This is a genomic window from Bradyrhizobium sp. LVM 105 (assembly GCF_003957705.1).
GTDB classification, from domain to species: domain Bacteria; phylum Pseudomonadota; class Alphaproteobacteria; order Rhizobiales; family Xanthobacteraceae; genus Bradyrhizobium; species Bradyrhizobium frederickii.
The window spans coordinates 1,115,272-1,134,705 of record NZ_QZMV01000001.1 but is presented as its reverse complement, the minus strand read 5'-3'; the positions used below and the strand labels follow the sequence as shown (position 1 = coordinate 1,134,705).

Genomic DNA, 19,434 nt, shown 5'->3' with positions numbered 1-19,434 from the left:
AACCCCGTCAACCTCGATCCCCGCATGGCCAAGCTCGCCGGCGGCGTCCACCGCCTCGACGGACAGCTCATGGTCGTCCTCGACGTCGATCGCGTCCTCGAGCTCGCGCCTGAGATGATGGCGGCCTGATACGGCGGACTCACCGCCGACGTGCCAGTAATTGGAAGTGCCCCCCGCCGGGGGAGGAAGCAGAGGTTCACATGCGCACTTGTCTCGTCGTTGATGATTCCAGCGTCATCCGCAAGGTTGCGCGCCGCATCCTGGAGGGCCTCGATTTCCAGATCCTCGAAGCCGAGGACGGTGAGAAGGCGCTGGAAGCCTGCAAGCGCGGCTTGCCCGATGCGGTGCTGCTCGACTGGAACATGCCCGTGATGGACGGTTACGAGTTCCTCGGCCATCTCAGGCGGATGCCCGGCGGCGACCAGCCCAAGGTGGTGTTCTGCACCACCGAGAACGACGTCGCGCATATCGCGCGCGCGCTGCATGCCGGCGCCAACGAATACATCATGAAGCCGTTCGACAAGGATATCGTGACGGCGAAATTCCAGGAAGTCGGCCTTATCTGAGCGATCGGCCGGAGGCCGACCGGATTCTTCGGCGCCTGTTTTCAACCGTCCCCTTTCAGTCTGAGTTGGTGAGTAATGAGTGTGGCGTTCGCAGGGAATTCGGCAACGACGGCGTCACGCGAAGCAGGGCCGCTGCGGGTGATGATCGTCGACGACTCCGTCGTCATCCGTGGTCTGATCTCGCGCTGGGTCGGTGCCGAGCACGACATGGAAGTCGCAGCCTCGCTGCGGACCGGGCTCGAGGCGGTCAACCAGCTCGAACGCATCAACCCTGACGTCGCGGTGCTCGACATCGAAATGCCCGAGCTCGACGGCATCTCGGCGCTGCCGAAGCTGCTGGCGAAGAAGCGCGATCTGGTCATCATCATGGCCTCGACGCTGACCCGCCGCAACGCGGAGATCAGCTTCAAGGCGCTGTCGCTCGGTGCGGCCGACTACATTCCGAAGCCGGAATCGACGCGCGAAGCGTCGGCCGCGGACATCTTTCATCACGACCTGATCCAGAAGATCCGTCATCTCGGCGCACGGCTGCGGCGCAAGTCCGCAGTTGCGAGTCCGCCGCTGGCACCCGCGAGCCCGGCTCCGGCCCCGCGCAGTCCCGTTGCGCGGCCCGCCGCGCCCGCTGCGACCGTGCAGGCCGCGCCGTCGGGATCGCTGGCGCTTCGCCCGTTCTCCAATCAGGCACCCAAGGTGCTGCTGATCGGCTCCTCGACCGGCGGCCCGCAGGCGCTGATGGCGCTTGTCGGCGAGCTCGGCCCGGTGATCGACCGCTTCCCGGTGCTGATCACCCAGCACATGCCGCCGACCTTCACGACCATCCTCGCCGAGCATCTGGCGCGTTCGAGCCGCCGGCCGGCAGCCGAGGCGGTCGACGGCGAGTCGGTGAAGCCGGGACGGATCTATCTTGCGCCCGGTGGCAAGCACATGCGCGTCGCACGCAACGGCGCGGACACCGTGATCGCACTCGACGACGGCCCCGCCGTCAATTTCTGCAAGCCCGCGGTCGACCCGCTCTTCATCTCCGCCATCGACATCTGGCACGGCAACATTCTCTCCGTGATCCTGACGGGCATGGGCTCGGACGGCATGCGCGGCGGCAAGGACATCGTTGCCGCCGGCGGCAACGTCATCGCGCAGGACGAAGCCTCCAGCGTGGTCTGGGGCATGCCGGGCGCGGCGGCCAATGCCGGCATCTGCGCGGCGATCCTGCCGCTCAACCAGATCGGCGCCAAGGTCAACCGCCTGTTCGCGGGAGATCGCTCGTGACGCCCACCGATTACGATTATCTGCGCAAGTTCCTGAAAGAGCGCTCCGGCCTCGATCTCTCGGCGGACAAGCAATATCTGGTCGAGAGCCGGCTCTTGCCGCTGGCGCGCAAGGCGAGCCTTCCCGGCATTCCCGATCTGGTGCTGAAGATCAGGAACGGCGACGGCCGGCTTGCGACCGACGTGGTCGAAGCCATGACCACCAACGAGACTTTCTTCTACCGCGACAAGATCCCGTTCGATCACTTGCGCGACACCATCCTGCCGGGTCTGATCCAGGCGCGCGCGGCGCGCAGGTCCCTTCGCATCTGGTCGGCGGCGTCCTCGACCGGCCAGGAGCCCTATTCGATCGCGATGTGCGTGAAGGAGATGGGCGCGGCCCTCGCCGGCTGGCGCATCGAGATCGTCGCCACCGATCTGTCGCAGGATGTGCTGGAGAAGTCGAAAGCCGGCGTCTACAGCCAGTTCGAGGTGCAGCGCGGCCTGCCGATCCAGCACCTGGTGAAGTACTTCACGCAAACCGGCGAGCTCTGGCAGCTCAATGCCGACATTCGCGCCATGGTGCAGTTCCGCCAGCTCAATCTGCTGCAGGACTTCTCTCATCTCGGCACGTTCGACGTGATCTTCTGTCGCAACGTGCTGATCTATTTCGACCAGGACACCAAGGCGGTGATCTTCGAGCGGATGGCGAAGTGCCTGGAGGCCGACGGCACGCTGCTGCTGGGGGCCGCCGAATCCGTCGTCGGCATCACCGACGCGTTCCGTCCCATCGCGGACCGCCGCGGTCTCTACCAGCTCAATCCCGCCCGCTCCGGCCGCCCCATGGGTAGATTGATGCCGCAGCCGCTGAAGCTCGCCGCGGCGAAGTGATCTTTCTTCCTTCTCCCCTTGTGGGAGAAGGTGGCGCGAAGCGCCGGATGAGGGGTTGTTTCGGCAAACTCAAATCGTGAGAGGTCGACCGTGGAGAGAGACCCCTCACCCGTCTCGCCGCCTCGCGGCGAGCCACCCTCTCCCACAAGGGGAGAGGGCAAGAAGACAGCTCCTTCTACAAGATCGCATGCGGCAGAAACCGCGAGCGGTTGCCCGTGATCGGGCTCTCGTCCTCGCGGATCGACAAGCCGCACGGCTCGTGATTCACCAGCCAGCTTCCCACCACCGGATAGAAGCCCGAGAAATTCGGCAGCGGTGCCAGGGCCTGCCGCACGAAACCTTCAGCGCCGTAAGGGCCCGCCTGCTCCTCGAGCGGCATCCCGCCGGACACCAGCGTGACGTTGGCGCCTTCGCGCGACAGCAGCGGCTTGCGCACATAGGACGTGCCGAGCTCGGCGGCGCGCGGATCGTCCTCGAAGAACGCCGGCAGCAGATTGGGATGGTTCGGAAACATCTCCCACAGCAGCGGCAGAATGCCCTTGTTGGAGAGCACCGCCTTCCACGGCGGCTCGATCCAGCGCGTCGACGCGTCCTTCAGCTTGGCGCCGAAGGCGTCGTGGAACATCCACTCCCAGGGATAGAGCTTGAAGGCGAGCGCGATGTCGTTCTCGTCGAGATCGACGAAGCCGCCGCCCTCATCGCGCCAGCCGATCGCCTCGATGTCGAGCAGCCTGGTCGAGAGCCCGGCCTGGCGCGCGGTGTCCTCGAGATATGCGAGCGTGCCGGCGTCCTCTGCGTTGCCGGTGATGCCGGCGAGATGGACATGGCGCCCGCCGGCAATCTCCTTCCATGCCGCGATCAATCGCTCATGGATGGAGTTGAACTGATCGGCACGGGAGGGGATGACGCGGCGTTCGATCGCCTGTTCGAGCCAGGTCCACTGAAACACCGCGGCCTCGAAGATCGAGGTCGGCGTGTCCGCGTTGTATTCGAGCAGCTTTGCCGGACCTTTGCCGTCGAATTTGAGATCGAGGCGGCCATAGAGGCTGCGATCGTCGCGCTGCCAGCTTTCGGCGATCAGGCTCCAGAACGCTTCCGGTATCTTCAAGCGCCGCAAACAGCGCTCGTCGCCGATGACACGTCCGGCAAGCTCGAGGCACATCGCGTCGATCTCGCCGGTCGGCGTCTCGATGCCGCGCTCGATCTCGTCGAGCGTGAAGCCGTAATAGGCGCGCTCGTCCCAATAGCGTTCGCCGTCGATGGTGTGGAAGACGAAGCCGCAATGCGCCGCGGTCTCTCGCCAGTCGTCGCGCTCGAGGCAGGTGATGCGCTGCATGGATCAGCCGCCGCCCGAGAAGCCGTGGCCGAACGAGCCGAAGCCGCCGCGGCTCACACTGCTGTGGCCCGAATCGGATGACGTTGCCGACGATGAATGGGACGACGAATCGCTGCTGAAGAAGCTCGATCGCGACGACCAGCGCGAGCTGCCGCCACTGCTCGACGAAGAGCTGCCGCTGCTGGTGCAGGTCGTGGTGGCCTGTCCCGGCACGGCGCCGGGCGTGGGCTCGCAGGTCTGCCGCGGCATCAAGGTGTAGGCGGTGGTGCCGACCGCGAGCGTGCCCATCACCAGCAGGGCGACATGACCAGAGCGCTTCACCGGCGGACGCGGAGGCGGTTTCTCGGCCACCGGCCGGCGCTTGCCGAATTCCTTCTTGGAGGGTTTGTCCGCCATCTCAATAGATCATGCTGGCAGCGTTGAGGAGGCCGGCCGCAAGCGAGGACAGGCCGAGCCAGATCGCGGGCGCAAGCTCGCCGTCGGCGATCCGGGCGGACAGGTTCGGCACCGGCACCCTCACGAGAAAGAACACGATGACCTGCACGATCAGCGCGATGGTCGCCCAGATCAGGCAGTCCAGCACATTGGCCGAGTGCGCGATGGCGCTGACCAGCGGCGCCACGAAACCGAGCAGGCTGAGGCCGAGCGCGACCGCGGCGGCCGGCTCGTTGTCGCGGATCAGCTGGAATTCGTTATGCGCCGTGATGCGGGTGTAGACGAACAAATACGCCACGATCGCGATCAGCCCGGTGCAGAAATAGACCAGGAAGGCGGGCAGGCCGGCCAGTGATTGCAGGATCATCGTTCCCCCATCGTGCAGCGACCATTCGTCGGCCGGGGAAGGATAGCGGTTCAAATGTTAAGCGAGGGATGAACTATGGCCCAAAAAACAAAACCCCGCCATTTGCGGCGGGGTCCAGGCTGGGAGGTAAACCCAGAAGATCAGGCGGGGATGCGCTCGTCGGCCTCGTGCGGCTCGCGCAGCACGTAGCCGCGGCCCCACACGGTCTCGATGAAGTTGCGGCCCTCGGAGGCGTTGGCCAGCTTCTTGCGGAGCTTGCAGATGAAGACGTCGATGATCTTCAGCTCCGGCTCGTCCATGCCGCCATAGAGGTGGTTGAGGAACATTTCCTTGGTGAGGGTGGTGCCCTTGCGGAGCGAAAGCAGCTCCAGCATCTGATATTCCTTGCCGGTCAGATGCACGCGCTGGCCGCCGACTTCCACCGTCTTGGTGTCGAGGTTGACGACGAGGTCGCCGGTCTGGATGACCGACTGGGCATGGCCCTTGGAGCGGCGCACGATCGCGTGGATGCGGGCCACCAGCTCGTCCTTGTGGAAGGGCTTGGTCATGTAGTCGTCGGCGCCGACGCCGAGACCCTTGACCTTGTCCTCGATGCCGGCGAGGCCGGAGAGGATCAGAATCGGTGTCTTGATCTTGGAGACCCGGAGCTGCTTGAGCACGTCGTATCCGGACATGTCGGGCAGATTGAGGTCGAGAAGGATAATGTCGTAATCGTATAATTTACCGAGATCGACGCCTTCTTCCCCCAAATCGGTCGTGTAGACGTTGAAGCTCTCCGACTTCAACATCAGCTCGATCGACTGCGCGACGGCGCTGTCATCTTCAATCAGCAAAACGCGCATGCCAGTTCCCCATAGTCGCCGCTCCTGGGCGTCAGGTCGGCCGCATTCGCGGCACTCAACAAAACGCCTTTGAACAACTGATTCGGATCCTGACAACAGATGGTTAACAAATCCTGATTCTGGAACGCAAGTCCCTCGGGTGCAATTTTTGTCGAATCGCCCTAAGGTCTTGCGGTGAAGCAGTTTTCGTCACCCAGCTCCGTTCAAGTTCCACTTTAAGAGACGGGCCTAACCGACTCCCGCGACTCAGCCTTCTTCTGAAGGGGAGTCACGCTCAGTCACAAAGACAGTGACGCAATGATTAATGATGCGGGTAAACACGAAGTTAAGCGCCGTTCAGAAATATGGCGAAACTTAAGGTTTCCTCCGTGATGTCCCGGAGATCGCTCGGGCGATCCGGGATTTCCGAAGGCGACTACGCTATGAAGGCCCTCATATGAAGGCTCCCCGATGAAGGCTCTTGCCGAACAGATCGGCGACATCGACGGCATCAATATCTATGGCCGTGTGGTCGGCGTCCGCGGCCTGATGGTCGAAGTGGCCGGTCCTATTCACGCCATGTCGGTCGGCGCGCGGCTGGTGATCGAGACCGGGGTCAACCGTTCGATTCCTTGCGAGGTGATCGGCTTCTCCGGCAACAATGCTGTCGTGATGCCGTTCGCCGGCCTCGACGGCGTGCGCCGCGGCTGCAAGGCCGTCATCGCCAATGCCGCCAATCTGGTGCGACCCTCGCCGGCCTGGCTCGGCCGCGTCGTCAACGCGCTGGGCGAGCCGATCGACGGCAAGGGACCGCTGCCGCAAGGCCCCTCGCCGATGCCGTTCCGCAATACGCCGCCGCCGGCGCATTCGCGCAAGCGCGTCGGCGCGCCGCTCGATCTTGGCGTGCGCGCGATGAACACCTTCCTCACCTGCTGCCGCGGCCAGCGCATGGGCATCTTCGCAGGCTCCGGCGTCGGCAAGTCGGTGCTGCTGTCGATGCTCGCGCGCAACGTCGACGCCGATGTCAGCGTCATCGGGTTGATCGGCGAACGCGGCCGCGAGGTGCAGGAATTCCTGCAGGACGACCTCGGCGAGGAGGGCCTGGCGCGCTCCGTCGTGGTGGTCGCGACCTCCGACGAGCCGGCGCTGATGCGGCGCCAGGCGGCATATCTGACGCTCGCGGTCGCCGAATATTTTCGCGACGAGGACAAGGACGTGCTGTGCCTGATGGATTCGGTGACGCGCTTTGCCATGGCCCAGCGCGAAATCGGCCTGTCCGCCGGCGAGCCGCCGACGGCCAAGGGCTATACGCCGACCGTCTTCACCGAGCTGCCGAAGCTTCTGGAGCGCGCCGGCCCGGGCCTCGGGGAGGGCGCCATCACCGCGATCTTCACGGTGCTGGTCGACGGCGACGACCATAACGAGCCGATCGCGGACGCCGTGCGCGGTATCCTGGACGGCCACATCGTGATGCAGCGCTCGATCGCCGAGCGCGGCCGCTATCCTGCGATCAACATCCTCAAGTCCGTCTCCCGGACCATGCCGAAATCGGCCGATCCGCAATTCTGGCCCGTGATCCAGCGGGCGCGCCAGGTGATGGCGACCTATGCCGACATGGAGGAATTGATCCGGCTCGGCGCCTACCGGGCCGGCTCCAGCCCGGAAGTCGACGAGGCGATCCGCCTGCACGAGCCGCTGGAGGCCTTCCTGCGCCAGCGCAAGGACGAAAATGCATCGCTTGCGGACGGCTACCGCCAGTTGGCGCAAATCCTCGGTAATTTGGAAACGGAACGCTAACTTTGTCCGGTCATCATCCGATCCCACAGAGTAGCAGAGCCGGTCTGGGCCTCCATTGGGCCCGTGGGGTGACCGGTATCGTCCCACGTGCAGCGGGGGGACTTCTGGGGAGTACGAGTCGATGAAGTCACGAGATACCCTCATCCGCCTGAAGAAGTTTCAGGTCGACGAGAAGCGCCGCCGGGTCACCCAGATCGAGACCATGATCGCCGATTTCCAGCGGATGTCGGTCGATCTCGAACGCGAGATCCAGACCGAGCAGGAACGCGCCGGGATCAACGATCCCTCGCACTTCGCCTATCCGACCTACGCCAAGGCCGCGATCCAGCGCCGCGAGAACCTGACCCGCTCGGCCGACGAGCTCAAGGGCCAGCTCGACGAAGCCAAGGCCGCGCTGGCCGAGGCCTTCGAGGAGCTGAAGAAGGTCGAGCTGCTCGACGAGCGCGACCAGGCCCGCGAGCGCGCCGAAGAGAACGCCCGCGAGCAGGCCGACCTCGACAGTATCGGCCTGATGCGCGCCCGCATCGGCGCCGTCGCCTGAGCGGCGCCGGCGGCAAGCCAGACCACCGAAACATCCTCAGAACCCGGACCCGCAAGGTCCGGGTTTTCGTATGTGCTGTCCACAGTGTGGCGCCGCCGCCCCTTGGTGGTCGGCTTTGTCGCGCGCTATGGTGGTGGGTGGTCTACCTCGCCCCGCTTGCGGGGAGAGGTCGGATCGCCCTGGCGATGCGTAGCATCGTCAGATGCGATCCGGGTGAGGGGGACTCTAGGCGAGTTCGTCTGCAACCTCCCTTGCGGAGGCTCCCCCTCACCCCAACCCTCTCAGGGCGAGCGTAGCTCGTCCCGACCCCGCAGGCGGGGAGAGGGAGGAAGATGAGGGGGCTGAATGCTGACGCCAGCAGAGCTGGTCGGGTTGATCGAGGCGGTGGCGAAGGGCGATCAGGCCGCGTTCGAGCGCCTCTACGCCGCCACGCGCGCGAAACTCTATGGCGTCGTCCTCCGTATCTTGCGTCGACAGGATCTCGCAGAGGAGGTCATTCAGGAGACCTACGTCAAGATCTGGAACGGCGCCGGCCGGTTCGATCCGGCGCTGTCGTCGCCGATCACGTGGATGGCTTCGATTGCGCGCAACCGCGCGATCGACATCGTCCGCAAGAAGTCGGAGACGTCCATCGAGGAAGAGCCCCAGGCGATGGAGGTTGCGGCCGACAGTCCCGACCCGCTGGCGCGCCGGGAGATGACCGAAGAGCTGAAGCGGCTGCTGGAATGCATCGGCCGGCTCGAGCCGGACCGTCAGCGGCTCGTGCTTCTCGCCTATTACAACGGCTGGAGCCGCGAGCAATTGGCGGAGAAATTCGCCGCCCCCGTCAACACGGTGAAGACGTGGCTCCGGCGCAGTATGTTGGATATCCGGGAGTGCCTCGGACTTTAGAGGATGATGAAGGTGGCAGGAATCAGCGCGGCACCGGCGGTCGACCTCTCTGTCCGGGAGAGGTGAAGGACAGTGATGGCCTATTCGGAGGACCATATCGCGCTCGCCGCGGAATATGCGCTCGGCACGCTCGATGCCGACGAGCGCGCGCAGGTCGAGACCATGATGGCGGTGGACGAGGCGTTCGCCGCGATCGTGCAGGCCTGGTCCTTCCGGCTCGGGGGTCTCAACCAGATGGTCGGCTCGCTCGAGCCGCGGCCGATCGTGTGGGAGAACATCAGGTCCGAGATCGCGCGTACGGCGCGGGCGCAGCAGCCGCCCGCGCTTGCGGAAGCTGCGCCGCCGCCACCTGCGCCTGCACCGGAGCTGCCCGCCTCGGAGCCAGCAGAGCCGGCAGAGCCGGCGACGGAGGCTGCGCCGATACCGGCCGGGTCGCAGGCCGAAGCCGCGCCGCCGGACATGCCGCGTCCGGAGCCGGACGCGCTTCCCGACGTCGCGCCGCAATTCATCCCGCAAGTCCATGCTCCGGATCTTGCCGTCGTGCGCGCGCCGGAGGCGGCGGTCGTCGACGATGGCAACGTGATTCGTCTCGAGGGCCGCGTGAAGCGCTGGCGCTCCATCGCGTCCGTCGCCGGTGCGCTCGCGGCTGCGCTGCTCGTGACGCTGTCGCTCCAGATCTTCCTGCCCGACGCGCTGCCGAACGGCTTGCGTCCTGCACCGCGCATCCAGACCGTGGAAGTCAAGGTTCCGGCCGCGCCGCTCGCCGCGTCCGCGCAATATGTCGCGCTGTTGCAGGGCCAGGCCGGCGGCCCCGCCTTCATTCTCACCGTCGACGGCGCGACGCGGAATTTCACGGTGCGCAAGGTCGGTGCGACGCCGGAGCCCGGCAAGAGCTTCGAGCTCTGGCTGATTTCCGACAAGCTGCCGCGCCCGCGCTCGCTCGGCGTGATCGGCTCCGGCGATTTCACCGCGCGTCCGCTGCTCGCCTCCTATGACGCCGAGGTCGTCAACGACGCGACCTTTGCCGTCACCGTCGAGCAGGCCGGCGGCTCGCCCGACGGCCGGCCGACCTCAGCCCCGGTGTTTTCCGGCAAGCTGATCGAGACCGTGCCGCCGTCCCAGCCGCAGGCCCCCGCGAAAAAGTAGGTGTCGTAGCCGGGATGGAGCGCCGCGCGAGTGCTGGACGCATTGCGCTCGATGCGAGCTGGAAGACATGCCTTCCTGTCGCCATGATCCATCCTGCTGTCGTGTCACGACAAGTCTCCCTGAATCAGTCCCCGATTTGAACCTCGCCGCAATCCGTGGCGTCAAATTTCCGGAAATTGCAGTCGGCGCCGCCGATCGCGGAGCCGGAGAGGGGCTAGAAAGCAGATGGATGCAGCGAGAACGCCGGGCATCGTCGTCCACCAATACACGGGACTGCCGCAGGGTGCGGCGTTCGAGCATTGGCGCGAGCGGGCTTTCGGTCCCTGCGGCCTCGACATCGGGCCGAGCCATGGCGATAGCATCGATTGCCGGCTCCAGGTCAGCGTGGTCGACAACATCGCGCTCGCCATTCCGGAAGGCGCCTCCGCGCAATATTCCCGCACCCAGAGCCACCTCGCCGACGGCAGCGACGACCTCGTCCTGATCGCCGCACATGCGGGCCGCGTCCGCGTCGGGCAGAACGGCCACACCGTCGAGCTTGCTCCCGCCCAGATGGTGCTCGTCGACATGAGCATCACCGGCACCGTCGGGCACACCGACGAAGACCGCTTCACCACCATTCGCATGCCGCGCCGCGCGCTGCTCGACATCAATCCGCGCGCCGAGAACAAGCTGTCGCAAGTGCTCTCCGACGGCGCCGTCGCCGAAACCATCTTCCGCTACCACGCGCTCGCCGCCAATCACGCGCCGCATCTCGACGCGGTGGGCCAGCGCCTGACCGCGCAGCACATGGTCGATCTCGTTGGCCTCCTGCTCGGCACCGATGCCGAGCATGCGAGTCTCGCCCGCGGCCGCGGACACGCGGCGGCGCGCCTAGACCTCATGCGCGCCGACGTGATGGCCGCGCTCGGCCGCAACGATCTGTGCCTGTCCGAGGTTGCAACGCGCTCGGGCTTAAGCCCGCGTCAGGCGCAACGTCTGTTCGAGCAGGCCGGCACGACCTTCACCGAATTCGTGCTGGAGCAGCGGCTGCTGCAGGCACGCAAGCTGCTCAGCGATCCCCGCGCCAGGGCGCGCAAGATCAGCGACATCGCGCATTCCTCGGGCTTCGCCGATCTGTCCTATTTCAACCGCGCCTTCCGCAAGCGCTTCGGCGCGACGCCGTCGGAATTGCGCGAGAGGTAAGCTGCGGTTTTCCGCAGCGGCGCGGCGCTAGCACGGTTGGTCGATCCGGCCGAATGAGCTATATCGGGCTCGGCGGGCAGACCGCAGGATTTTCTTTGGAAAGCACGGTCCACGGACATGGCGCGTATTGTCGTGCTCGGCGCTGGATTTGCAGGCCTGTGGGCGGCCATCGGTGCCGCGCGCAAGCGCGACGAGATCGGCGCCGGCCGCGATATCGAGATCTGCTTGATCGATCGCAATGCTTATCACAACATTCGTGTGCGCAATTATGAGGTCGATCTCAGCGAGGTCGCGATACCGCTATCGAAACTGCTCGATCCCGTCGGCGTCAGTCACGGGATCGGCGAGGTCGAGGCCATCGATCCAATACGGCGCGAAATTTCGCTGATCACAAGCAGCGGCGATGAGAAGCTGGTCTATGACCGTCTCGTGCTGGCGCTCGGCAGCGAGGTGATGCGTCCCGACATTCCCGGACTCGCGGAGCACGCGTTCGATGTCGATAGCTACGCTGCGGCGCTCCGCCTCGAGGAACATCTCGCCCGGCTAGGCCGCAGCGCGCCGTCGCAGGGGTATTCGACCGTCGTGGTGGTCGGCGCCGGCTTTACCGGCATCGAGGTGGCGGCCGAGATGCCCGACAGGCTGGCCCGTGCGGGCCTTGGCGGCAGCCCCCGTGTCATCCTGGTCGATCCCAATCCAGCGGTCGGCGCCAGCATCGGCGCGGCGGCGCGTCCCGTCATCGAGACGGCGTTGGCCGCGCTCGACGTCGAGATGCGTCTCGGTGTGCGCGTCGTATCGGTCGAGGCGGCCGGCATTCGCTTGAGCTCGGGCGAGTTTATTCCGGCTCAGACGGTGATCTGGTGTGCCGGGATGCGTGCGAGCCCCCTGGCGGCAAGTTTTCCGGATGCACGCGACCGGCTCGGACGCCTCCTGGTCGATCCCTTCATGCGGGTTTCGAATGTCGGCGGCGTGTTCGCGGCCGGCGACGTCGCTTCGAGCGTGGTCGACGGGCTGCATCCGACCGTGATGTCCTGCCAGTTCGCGCGTCCCATGGGCCGCTTCGCCGGCCACAATGTTGTCGCCGATCTCACGGGCTTGCCAATGCTGTCGCTGCGGATTGACTGGTACGTGACCGTGCTCGATCTCGGCGGCTGGGGCGCCCTCTATACCGAAGGTTGGGATCGCGACGTGAGGTCGACCGGCGCAGCCGCGAAGGCGACCAAGGAGATCATCAATCGTAAGCGCATCTATCCGCCGCTCACCGGCAACAAGGACGACCTGTTCGCGGCGGCAGCTCCGACCGTGCAGGCGCCGCCACCCACTTATGGAGCGTGGTCGCACTAGGCAATCTGTGACGCTGCCAGCCCGCGGTGTGCAGGTTGGAGCTTGGCGGGAAGCGCAAGTTGCTCCCTCATTGCGAGCTGGCACTCGCGAATCCCGGACGTCGCTTCGCTCATCCGCGCTACAACCCTACAAGGCCTTGCGTTGCCCGACGGGCAAAACACGCCAGCCGTGGGTCAACGCGCGCCGTCGAAAATATTCCACTTTACCGAAATTCGGAAATGACGTATGTGTCGCGCAACCCGGCCCAGGAAAGAGGGGCGTATCGCGATCGTCACGAACGCGGGTCGGGCGGCGGTGGACGCTGATGGCATCGGCGCGAAGGGTTTCGCAGGGCGGAGAGCCGTGAGCGAAACGTCTCGCGCACACGACCGGTGCGATCGGCGTACGGCAAAATCGTGTGGTCCTGACGCCCGGGGTCTGGCGTCAAGTCTTGCGGTGATGTGGCGGCCCGACCGGGCACGCGCATCGATCAGCCGCAAGGCGACGGGGGCAATAGTGCAACGCTCCCCGGGGAGAGCACGACATAAGCCGTCAAACCACTGCGCAGGGAAGGCCGGATGTTTGGCTCCACCTGTATGCCGCTGTGCAGCTTTTCTTAAGCACACGCTTTCGCACAGTGGACCGTGGGTGCCCGGCTGGCACCCGGTCTTCCCTGCGCCCTCTTTCAATTGATGAGGGTGAGGCGACAAGCAAAGCTCGGGCGAAGTGCGCCGCGAGGATGCGACGCCGTGTCCGCATGAAGGCGAGTACGTTGCAAACCCTATGCATCACCGTCACCCTGAGGTGCGCGCGCTGCGGCGCGATAGCGTCGCAGAGCAAGCCTCGAAGGGCGACGGCCCCGCTGCATCAGCTTCGGCCGCGCATCCTTCGAGGCTCCGCATGCGATGCATCCGCATCGCACGCCTCGCACCTCAGGATGACGGGTCGATTATTGTCGCGGCGAAGAGAGTCTGACGGTGTTGAGACGTATGCGCGGAACACTGAGCTCTCGTGCCCCGGACGCAGCGCAGCGTCCCTTCGACGGTGCGCTGCAGAGCCGGGGCCCATGTTGCAGCGAGCCGTGCACGGCCTGCCGGGTCCCGGCTCTGCGCAGCAGCGTAAGAACGCTGCAGCGCGTCCGGGACACAGCTGGGACAACTCACAGATACCGCGTCAGCTCGGTCCTGACCTGTCCGTAGACCGCGTCCTCGATCTGGCTGCGCGTGATCCCGATGTCGCGCAGGGCGCGGTCGTCGAGCTCGTTCAGCGTCTTGACGGCGGAGCGGCGCTCCAGGCGGTCGAACAGCGCATAGGCGGCGTTGGCGAGCGTGCTGAAAAAGCCGCCCGAGGAGGATGGGCGAAAGCTCCGCCCGGCAGTTTGCGAGATCGTGGTCATTTTTCTTCTCCGGCCTGTCGTTCCGCGCGGCGAAGCAAATGCCGTTGGCGCGGACGCTTGTGAGCGCCTGCACCTCATTTGCCGTCGGATTGCTCTCGCTCTCCTCGGCTCAATCGCGGACCTTGATGGAACTTAAATGCTTCAGTACACTGCTCGGAGCAAGTAAAACATTGCTCTCGGTGCAATAATGTCCAAGTTCGAGTACGTGAAGCTTGCCGATGCCATTGCCTCGGATATCTCTAACGGCACGTTAAGGCCCGGCGACCGGCTGCCGCCGCAGCGCAATTTTGCCTATGACCGCGGCATCGCGGTCTCGACCGCGAGCCGGGTTTATACCGAATTGCTTCGCCGCGGCCTCGTGGTCGGCGAGGTCGGCCGCGGCACCTTCATCTCCGGCGATATCAGGCGCGAGGTCGAGACGCTGAGAGAGCCGGCCGAGGCGCGCATCAATTTCGAGGTCAATTACCCGCTGCTGCCGCAGCAATGGGCGATGATCGCCAAGAGCCTTGCCGGGCTTGAGCGCGTCGATGCGCTCGAATCCGCCCTGCGCGTCTCGACCAGCACCGGCACCAAGAGCGCGCGCAACGCGGCCGCCGCCTATCTCGCGCGCAAGGATTTCGCGCCGCAGGCCGAGCAGATCGTGTTCACCGCCAACGGCAAGCAATCGCTCGCGGCCGCGCTCGCCGCGCTCGTTCCCACCGGCGGTCGCTGCGGCGTCGAGGCGCTGACCTATCCTTACGTCAAGAGCATCGCGGCGCGGCTCGGCATCACGCTGGTCCCGATTCCGATGGACGAGTTCGGCGCACGGCCCGATGCGATCCAGAAGGCGCATCGCGAGGCGCATCTGTCGGCACTGTATCTGCAGCCGATCATCCAGAACCCGCTCGGCGTCACCATGAACGCGACGCGGCGCGCCGACATCATGCGCGTCGCCGAAAAGCTCGACCTCACCATCATCGAGGACGCGGTCTACGGCTTCCTCGCCGACGACACGCCGCTGGCCGCGCTCGGCCCGGACCGCTGCATCGTGATCGACAGCCTGTCCAAGAAGGTCGCGCCCGGCCTCGCGCTCGGCATCCTCGTGGCGCCGCCGCGCTTGCGCGAGAGCGTGATGAGCGCGGTCCGCACCGGCGGCTGGATCGCCTCCGGCCATGCGCTTGCGGCCGGGCAGCGGCTGATGGCCGACGGCACCGTCGCCGAGCTGACGCGCTTGAAACGCATCGATGCCTCGCGCCGTCAGCAGACCGTGGCAAGGCTGCTCGCCGGCTACCAGCTCGCCGCCGACCCGCGCTCCTATCATCTGTGGCTGACGCTGCCGCCGCACTGGCGCTCGCAGACCTTCGTGGCGGCCGCGGCTCGGCGCGGCATCGCCCTGACGCCGTCCTCCACCTTCGCCATCGCCCACGGCCACGCCCCCAATGCGGTGCGCCTCGCCCTCGCCCCGCCCACCTTCGAGCAGCTCGATTCCGGCCTGCGCACGATCGTGTCGCTGCTCGGCACCAAGGAAGAGGATTTCGACTCGACGGAGTAGCTCTCAAGCCTCCGGCCATTCCGCGATGAAGCCCTTCGCCTTGTACGGCTCGATCTTGGCCCATTCATGCAGCATGCGGCGGCGAAATTCGGCATCGGTATGCCAGAGCGCACGCGGCGTCGCGAAGCTGTCGACGGTGAGCAACATCTTCTCGACCTCCGGCCAGTGCCGATGCAGCGTCATCGGGTAGCGCCGCGCGGTCCAGCTATTGCCGAGACAGATCACGCTGCGAATGTTGGCAAGGCCCAGCGCGGCATCGATGATCGGCAGCGAGAAGATCACGTTCTCACCGGTATTCATGGCGCGATGCTCTTCGAGGACAAGTTCCGCCGGAATGCCGGCCGCAATCATCGCCGCCTTGATGATCGAGCACTCTGATTGCTCCGAGCCCGGTGTCACCCCACCGCTGACAATCGCCCAGCGGAAATAGCCTTCGCGCCACAGCCGTGCCGCGGTATCGGCCCGCAACGTGTCGTCCTCCCGGGTGCCGAACACGAACAACAGATCGGCCGGCACGAGCGGCGTCTCGATCAGATGCGTGCGGTTGATCTCGGCGATCTCATCGGCGGTCGGCAGACGAGCACCATTGTCCCTGGCTGACATGGGCCGCACGATGCGGCAGCGGCGCACGGCTGCGAACTCACGTTTGATTGCGGCCGGTTGCAAAGCTACGGCAGCAGCGCCTCGGGCAGCCGCGCCAGGGTATAGGAGCGCGGCTGGTTGCGGCGCACGAAGCCGCCGACCTGCCAGGCAAACAGCGCGGCAAAGCCGAGGATGAACAGCGCGCCGGCGAACTCGCCGATCGCCAGCGCGCGGATCAACAGGCCCGCCATCGCGACCGTCAGCATCGCCAGGGATGCCAGCACCGCCGCATAGGCCGTGCGGCCGAGTCCCGACGTCAGCACCGCGCGGCTGCCGGCTTTGGCCATCCGCGCATGCAGCTCGACGATGAAGGCGCGAAAGCCGTTGTCCTGCGGCGCCATCAGCGCAGCGGTCTGCCAGCTCGTCGACAGGATCGCGATGCGGCGGCCGCTGCCGTGGGTGATATCGGCGCGAAAGCGGTGCTGCTGCATCGACACCGGGCGGAACGACAGCCGGACCGCGCTGATCTCGTCATAAGGCCACAGGCCGGACCTGCCGCCAATGTGCCACGACAGCCCCTGCTCCGTCAGCGCGAAGCGATGCGCCGAGCCGATCAGCGACGCCTTGTAGGCATAGCTCGTGACTGCCGCAGCCTCGGCTTTCGAACCCTGCATCCCGACAATCGATCCCGTCCGCGCTATCGCGCCCGCGATCCGCTTGCGCGATCGCCCTCGCCCATCCTACAAGCGAGGCATGGTTGAGACGACCTTTTTTCCGCGCCGTCTGATTCTCGGCGCCGCAATGATCTCCGGCGTGCTGCTGGCGCTCGCGGTGCACATGCTGGGCGCGCGCTACGGGCTCGACCTCGGCGGGCTCTGGCGCTCCGACTCGGCCGAGTTCATCCCCGCGGGCGCGGCGATCGCCTGGTGGCTGATCGCATCGGTCGGGTTTTCCGGCGGCTATTTCACCGCGACGTTGATGCAGAGCGCGGTGTCCGGCCAGATCCCGCAGCGGATGCGGCAGTTCCTGATCGCGGTCGGCGTGCTCCTGCTCGCGGGGGCGGGTCAGGTGGCGGCCGCGCCGAGCCCGATCCCGACCGTCTCGGGCGTGCTGGCCGGGCTAGCAGCGCTCTGCCTCGGCGCCGTCATGGCGTTTTGCGGCGCCCATTTCGCGCTGCGCCGCGGCTGATCTCGGACGCGCAGTCGTCGCCGCTCACGTCGCGCGTGCGTGCGCACCGAAGCCGATCACCGCCGCGGCTCGATCATGACCGAATGATGATGCAGGACATGCAAGCGCCGCGCGGATGGCCGCGCGGCGCCTTCCTCGTTCAGCATTAGGCCTAGCTCGCCGCGCGCAGGTTGACCTTGCTTTCGGCAAGGCTCGTCAGTTTCTTGTCGGTCGCCTTTTCCTCCTCGAGCGTCTTGGCGAGAACGCTGGCGCAATCGTTGCGGCCGAGCTGCTTGGCCCAGGCGATCAGGCTGCCGTAACGGACGATCTCGTAATGTTCGGCGGCCTGCGCCGCGTTGATCAGCGCGGCGTCGAGCACCGCCTTGTCGGCGACTTCGCCGGCGGTCTCATCGGCTTCCTCGATGATGCCGTCGATCGCCGGACAGTCGACCGCCTTCACGGCGACGCCGTGCATCTTGAAGACTTCCTCGAGCCGCGCGACGTGCTGCTTGGTTTCCTCGAGGTGCGTCAAAAAGCCCTGTTTCAGCTGCGGATCAGTGGCCTTGCTCGCCATCTTCGGAAGCGCCTTGGTCAGCTGCTGCTCGGCGTAATAGATGTCCTGGAGCTGGTGCACGAACAGGTCGTTCATGGTCTTGATGTCTTTTGTGAACAGTCCCATCGGTCCGTCCTTTTCTTTCTGGAACACGAAGGCAGCGGCCTGCACGAAAAGCCGCTCATTCCGCCATGTTCGGTTGCTGATGAGGCCCAACGAACGCGCGACATCGACGTTCCAAAAATCACCCGCAAGAAACACCCGTATGGCTTTTGCGCTGGAACAATGCGGAGGGCGCCGGGATCTGAAATCACAGGCTCCACACGTACCGCACGAGCCCGGCGGTTTCGCGACTCATATGCTTAACGCGCCTCCGATGTGAACCGCGTATGACAAAGTTGCCGATCCGACGCAGAACCTCTTGTTGTCAAGGGCTGCACAAGCCGCTGTTTTTGCCTTAAATGAGCTGGATCATGCCTAGCGATCGATGCCTGCCTTTGGCGATGATCGCACCCGACCGGCCAAGCCTGGCCGGTCGGTCTTGCCCCCACCGGGAGGATGAATGCACGGACTGCTGCCCGCGTTGAAGCGCGGCTTCAAGAGATGGATCGGCTGGCGACGGCTTGGCGTTGCCGCGAGCATCTTCATCATCGCGTTCGCGATCACCACGCTGGTGCGGACCCTCAAGGGCATCGATACCGGGGTCATCCTGACGGCGTTGACCGAGATCCCCCGCGGCAGCATCGGGCTCGCGGCGGTGTGCGTCTTTTTCGCGTTCTGCACGCTGACCTTTTACGATTTTTTCGCACTGCGAACGATCGGCAAGAAGCACGTGCCCTATCGCATCGCGGCACTCTCGAGCTTCACCTCCTATTCGATCGGCCACAACATCGGCGCCACCGTCTTCACCGGCGGCGCGATCCGCTTCCGGATCTATTCGGACTACGGACTGAACGCGATCGACGTCGCCAAGATCTGCTTCCTGTCGGGCCTGACCTTCTGGCTCGGTAACATCTTCGTGCTCTCGATCGGCTTGGCGATCCACCCGGATGCGGCGTCCTCGATGGATCAGCTTCCCCCATCGATCAACCGGCTGATCGCGCTCGGCGGCCTTGCCTCGATCGGGGCCTATCTCGTCTGGCTGTGCATGGGCGAGAAGCGGCGCGAGCTTGGCCAGAAGGGCTGGAAAGTGGTGCTGCCCTCGGCCCCGCTGACGCTGGTGCAGATCCTGATCGGTGTGGTCGATCTCGGCTTCTGCGCCATGGCCATGTACCTGCTGATGCCGGCCAATCCGCCGATCGACTTCATGTCGCTCGCCGTGGTGTTCATCCTGGCGACCCTGATCGGCTTTGCCAGCCATGCCCCCGGCTCGATCGGCGTATTCGATGCCGCCATGCTGGTGGCGTTGCCCGAGTTCGGCCGCGAGGAGCTCCTGGCGACGCTCTTGGTATTCCGCATCCTCTATTTCGTGATCCCGTTCGGCCTCGCCATCTCCATCATGGGCACGCGCGAGCTCTGGATGAACGTGGTCGAGCCCTGGCAGGAGCGACGGCGGCTGGCGGAGGCCTGTGCGCAGGCCAATCTGCCCAAGGAGGTGACGCCGATGGAGCGCGAGCGGTTGCTGCGGCAGGCCAATAGACGCTGAAGCAGCCAGCCCGGACCAAA

20 protein-coding genes and 1 pseudogene are annotated in these 19,434 nt (G+C 65.5%); 13 read left to right on the top strand and 8 right to left on the bottom strand.

Translation table 11 applies throughout. The features are described 5' to 3' along the window. The 4 genes and pseudogenes from D6B98_RS40770 to D6B98_RS05345 all read left to right on the top strand — a co-directional run. A pseudogene (locus D6B98_RS40770) lies at window positions 1–129 on the top strand (chemotaxis protein CheW); the annotation flags it as partial. Window positions 130–200: 71 nt separating this feature from the next. Continuing rightward, window positions 201–566 carry a response regulator gene (locus tag D6B98_RS05355; protein ID WP_007600538.1) on the top strand — a complete coding sequence of 122 codons (366 nt, stop codon included), beginning with the start codon at window positions 201–203 and terminating at the stop codon, window positions 564–566. Window positions 567–641: 75 nt separating this feature from the next. After that, on the top strand, window positions 642–1,832 hold the full coding sequence (locus tag D6B98_RS05350; protein ID WP_126255841.1) for a protein-glutamate methylesterase/protein-glutamine glutaminase: 1,191 nt from the start codon (window positions 642–644) through the stop codon (window positions 1,830–1,832). Next, window positions 1,829–2,701: a CheR family methyltransferase gene (locus tag D6B98_RS05345; RefSeq protein ID WP_126255840.1), complete on the top strand. Its 873-nt coding sequence runs from the start codon at window positions 1,829–1,831 to the stop codon at window positions 2,699–2,701. The genes D6B98_RS05350 and D6B98_RS05345 overlap by 4 nt, the downstream gene beginning before the upstream one ends. A gap of 175 nt (window positions 2,702–2,876) precedes the next feature. Here D6B98_RS05345 and D6B98_RS05340 read toward each other — a convergent pair whose 3' ends face one another. The 4 genes from D6B98_RS05340 to ctrA form a co-directional block, all read right to left on the bottom strand. Then, window positions 2,877–4,037 carry a glutathionylspermidine synthase family protein gene (locus tag D6B98_RS05340; protein WP_126255839.1) on the bottom strand — a complete coding sequence of 387 codons (1,161 nt, stop codon included), beginning with the start codon at window positions 4,035–4,037 and terminating at the stop codon, window positions 2,877–2,879. A gap of 3 nt (window positions 4,038–4,040) precedes the next feature. Continuing rightward, entirely contained in the window at window positions 4,041–4,433 is a 393-nt protein-coding gene (locus tag D6B98_RS40765) for a hypothetical protein (RefSeq protein ID WP_126255838.1), read from the bottom strand. A gap of 1 nt (window position 4,434) precedes the next feature. Continuing rightward, window positions 4,435–4,839 carry a DUF350 domain-containing protein gene (locus tag D6B98_RS05330; RefSeq protein ID WP_126255837.1) on the bottom strand — a complete coding sequence of 135 codons (405 nt, stop codon included), beginning with the start codon at window positions 4,837–4,839 and terminating at the stop codon, window positions 4,435–4,437. A gap of 140 nt (window positions 4,840–4,979) precedes the next feature. Continuing rightward, window positions 4,980–5,681 carry a response regulator transcription factor CtrA gene (gene ctrA, locus D6B98_RS05325; protein ID WP_016848562.1) on the bottom strand — a complete coding sequence of 234 codons (702 nt, stop codon included), beginning with the start codon at window positions 5,679–5,681 and terminating at the stop codon, window positions 4,980–4,982. A gap of 450 nt (window positions 5,682–6,131) precedes the next feature. On the opposite strand from ctrA, the gene fliI reads away from it, so the two are divergent. The 6 genes from fliI to D6B98_RS05295 all read left to right on the top strand — a co-directional run bounded on the left by fliI (window position 6,132) and on the right by D6B98_RS05295 (window position 12,561). Then, on the top strand, window positions 6,132–7,457 hold the full coding sequence (gene fliI / locus D6B98_RS05320) for a flagellar protein export ATPase FliI (protein WP_126255836.1): 1,326 nt from the start codon (window positions 6,132–6,134) through the stop codon (window positions 7,455–7,457). 121 nt (window positions 7,458–7,578) lie between these two features. Beyond that, on the top strand, window positions 7,579–7,998 hold the full coding sequence (gene fliJ / locus D6B98_RS05315; protein ID WP_011084990.1) for a flagellar export protein FliJ: 420 nt from the start codon (window positions 7,579–7,581) through the stop codon (window positions 7,996–7,998). 345 nt (window positions 7,999–8,343) lie between these two features. Continuing rightward, entirely contained in the window at window positions 8,344–8,889 is a 546-nt protein-coding gene (locus D6B98_RS05310; protein WP_126255835.1) for a sigma-70 family RNA polymerase sigma factor, read from the top strand. A gap of 75 nt (window positions 8,890–8,964) precedes the next feature. Then, the gene (locus tag D6B98_RS05305; RefSeq protein WP_126255908.1) at window positions 8,965–10,035 is read left to right on the top strand and encodes an anti-sigma factor; all 1,071 of its coding nucleotides are present in this window, start codon (window positions 8,965–8,967) and stop codon (window positions 10,033–10,035) included. 225 nt (window positions 10,036–10,260) lie between these two features. Then, window positions 10,261–11,220: a helix-turn-helix transcriptional regulator gene (locus D6B98_RS05300; protein ID WP_126255834.1), complete on the top strand. Its 960-nt coding sequence runs from the start codon at window positions 10,261–10,263 to the stop codon at window positions 11,218–11,220. 117 nt (window positions 11,221–11,337) lie between these two features. Further along, window positions 11,338–12,561 carry an NAD(P)/FAD-dependent oxidoreductase gene (locus tag D6B98_RS05295; protein WP_126255833.1) on the top strand — a complete coding sequence of 408 codons (1,224 nt, stop codon included), beginning with the start codon at window positions 11,338–11,340 and terminating at the stop codon, window positions 12,559–12,561. Window positions 12,562–13,699: 1,138 nt separating this feature from the next. On the opposite strand, the gene D6B98_RS05280 is transcribed toward D6B98_RS05295, so the two are convergent. Continuing rightward, the gene (locus D6B98_RS05280) at window positions 13,700–13,936 is read right to left on the bottom strand and encodes a DUF1127 domain-containing protein (RefSeq protein ID WP_164718393.1); all 237 of its coding nucleotides are present in this window, start codon (window positions 13,934–13,936) and stop codon (window positions 13,700–13,702) included. 187 nt (window positions 13,937–14,123) lie between these two features. Here D6B98_RS05280 and D6B98_RS05275 point away from each other — a divergent pair, with 187 nt between their 5' ends. After that, window positions 14,124–15,467, top strand: a complete 1,344-nt coding sequence (locus D6B98_RS05275; RefSeq protein ID WP_126255831.1) for an aminotransferase-like domain-containing protein — start codon at window positions 14,124–14,126, stop codon at window positions 15,465–15,467. Window positions 15,468–15,470: 3 nt separating this feature from the next. On the opposite strand, the gene D6B98_RS05270 is transcribed toward D6B98_RS05275, so the two are convergent. Both D6B98_RS05270 and D6B98_RS05265 read right to left on the bottom strand, forming a co-directional pair. Further along, entirely contained in the window at window positions 15,471–16,070 is a 600-nt protein-coding gene (locus D6B98_RS05270) for a YdcF family protein (protein WP_126255830.1), read from the bottom strand. Window positions 16,071–16,135: 65 nt separating this feature from the next. Next, window positions 16,136–16,723: a hypothetical protein gene (locus D6B98_RS05265; RefSeq protein ID WP_126255829.1), complete on the bottom strand. Its 588-nt coding sequence runs from the start codon at window positions 16,721–16,723 to the stop codon at window positions 16,136–16,138. A 79-nt stretch (window positions 16,724–16,802) separates the two neighbouring features. On the opposite strand from D6B98_RS05265, the gene D6B98_RS05260 reads away from it, so the two are divergent. After that, the gene (locus tag D6B98_RS05260; RefSeq protein ID WP_126255828.1) at window positions 16,803–17,237 is read left to right on the top strand and encodes a hypothetical protein; all 435 of its coding nucleotides are present in this window, start codon (window positions 16,803–16,805) and stop codon (window positions 17,235–17,237) included. Window positions 17,238–17,388: 151 nt separating this feature from the next. Here D6B98_RS05260 and D6B98_RS05255 read toward each other — a convergent pair whose 3' ends face one another. Next, window positions 17,389–17,895, bottom strand: coding sequence for a YciE/YciF ferroxidase family protein (locus tag D6B98_RS05255; RefSeq protein ID WP_126255827.1), 507 nt, complete (start codon window positions 17,893–17,895; stop codon window positions 17,389–17,391). A 436-nt stretch (window positions 17,896–18,331) separates the two neighbouring features. Between D6B98_RS05255 and D6B98_RS05250 the strand changes: the two genes are divergently transcribed. After that, window positions 18,332–19,414, top strand: coding sequence for a lysylphosphatidylglycerol synthase transmembrane domain-containing protein (locus tag D6B98_RS05250; RefSeq protein ID WP_126255826.1), 1,083 nt, complete (start codon window positions 18,332–18,334; stop codon window positions 19,412–19,414). The last annotated feature ends 20 nt before the right edge of the window (window positions 19,415–19,434 follow it).

Excerpts from the sequence above, each read along its gene's own strand:
- D6B98_RS05355 (WP_007600538.1), top strand. The coding sequence starts at position 201 with ATGCGCACTTGTCTCGTCGTTGATGATTCCAGCGTCATCCGCAAGGTT.
- D6B98_RS05350 (WP_126255841.1), top strand. The coding sequence starts at position 642 with ATGAGTGTGGCGTTCGCAGGGAATTCGGCAACGACGGCGTCACGCGAA.
- D6B98_RS05340 (WP_126255839.1), bottom strand. The coding sequence starts at position 4,037 with ATGCAGCGCATCACCTGCCTCGAGCGCGACGACTGGCGAGAGACCGCG.
- D6B98_RS40765 (WP_126255838.1), bottom strand. The coding sequence starts at position 4,433 with ATGGCGGACAAACCCTCCAAGAAGGAATTCGGCAAGCGCCGGCCGGTG.
- D6B98_RS05330 (WP_126255837.1), bottom strand. The coding sequence starts at position 4,839 with ATGATCCTGCAATCACTGGCCGGCCTGCCCGCCTTCCTGGTCTATTTC.
- ctrA (WP_016848562.1), bottom strand. The coding sequence starts at position 5,681 with ATGCGCGTTTTGCTGATTGAAGATGACAGCGCCGTCGCGCAGTCGATC.
- fliI (WP_126255836.1), top strand. The coding sequence starts at position 6,132 with ATGAAGGCTCTTGCCGAACAGATCGGCGACATCGACGGCATCAATATC.
- fliJ (WP_011084990.1), top strand. The coding sequence starts at position 7,579 with ATGAAGTCACGAGATACCCTCATCCGCCTGAAGAAGTTTCAGGTCGAC.
- D6B98_RS05310 (WP_126255835.1), top strand. The coding sequence starts at position 8,344 with ATGCTGACGCCAGCAGAGCTGGTCGGGTTGATCGAGGCGGTGGCGAAG.
- D6B98_RS05305 (WP_126255908.1), top strand. The coding sequence starts at position 8,965 with ATGGCCTATTCGGAGGACCATATCGCGCTCGCCGCGGAATATGCGCTC.
- D6B98_RS05300 (WP_126255834.1), top strand. The coding sequence starts at position 10,261 with ATGGATGCAGCGAGAACGCCGGGCATCGTCGTCCACCAATACACGGGA.
- D6B98_RS05295 (WP_126255833.1), top strand. The coding sequence starts at position 11,338 with ATGGCGCGTATTGTCGTGCTCGGCGCTGGATTTGCAGGCCTGTGGGCG.
- D6B98_RS05280 (WP_164718393.1), bottom strand. The coding sequence starts at position 13,936 with ATGACCACGATCTCGCAAACTGCCGGGCGGAGCTTTCGCCCATCCTCC.
- D6B98_RS05275 (WP_126255831.1), top strand. The coding sequence starts at position 14,124 with ATGTCCAAGTTCGAGTACGTGAAGCTTGCCGATGCCATTGCCTCGGAT.
- D6B98_RS05270 (WP_126255830.1), bottom strand. The coding sequence starts at position 16,070 with ATGTCAGCCAGGGACAATGGTGCTCGTCTGCCGACCGCCGATGAGATC.
- D6B98_RS05265 (WP_126255829.1), bottom strand. The coding sequence starts at position 16,723 with ATGCAGGGTTCGAAAGCCGAGGCTGCGGCAGTCACGAGCTATGCCTAC.
- D6B98_RS05260 (WP_126255828.1), top strand. The coding sequence starts at position 16,803 with ATGGTTGAGACGACCTTTTTTCCGCGCCGTCTGATTCTCGGCGCCGCA.
- D6B98_RS05255 (WP_126255827.1), bottom strand. The coding sequence starts at position 17,895 with ATGGGACTGTTCACAAAAGACATCAAGACCATGAACGACCTGTTCGTG.
- D6B98_RS05250 (WP_126255826.1), top strand. The coding sequence starts at position 18,332 with ATGCACGGACTGCTGCCCGCGTTGAAGCGCGGCTTCAAGAGATGGATC.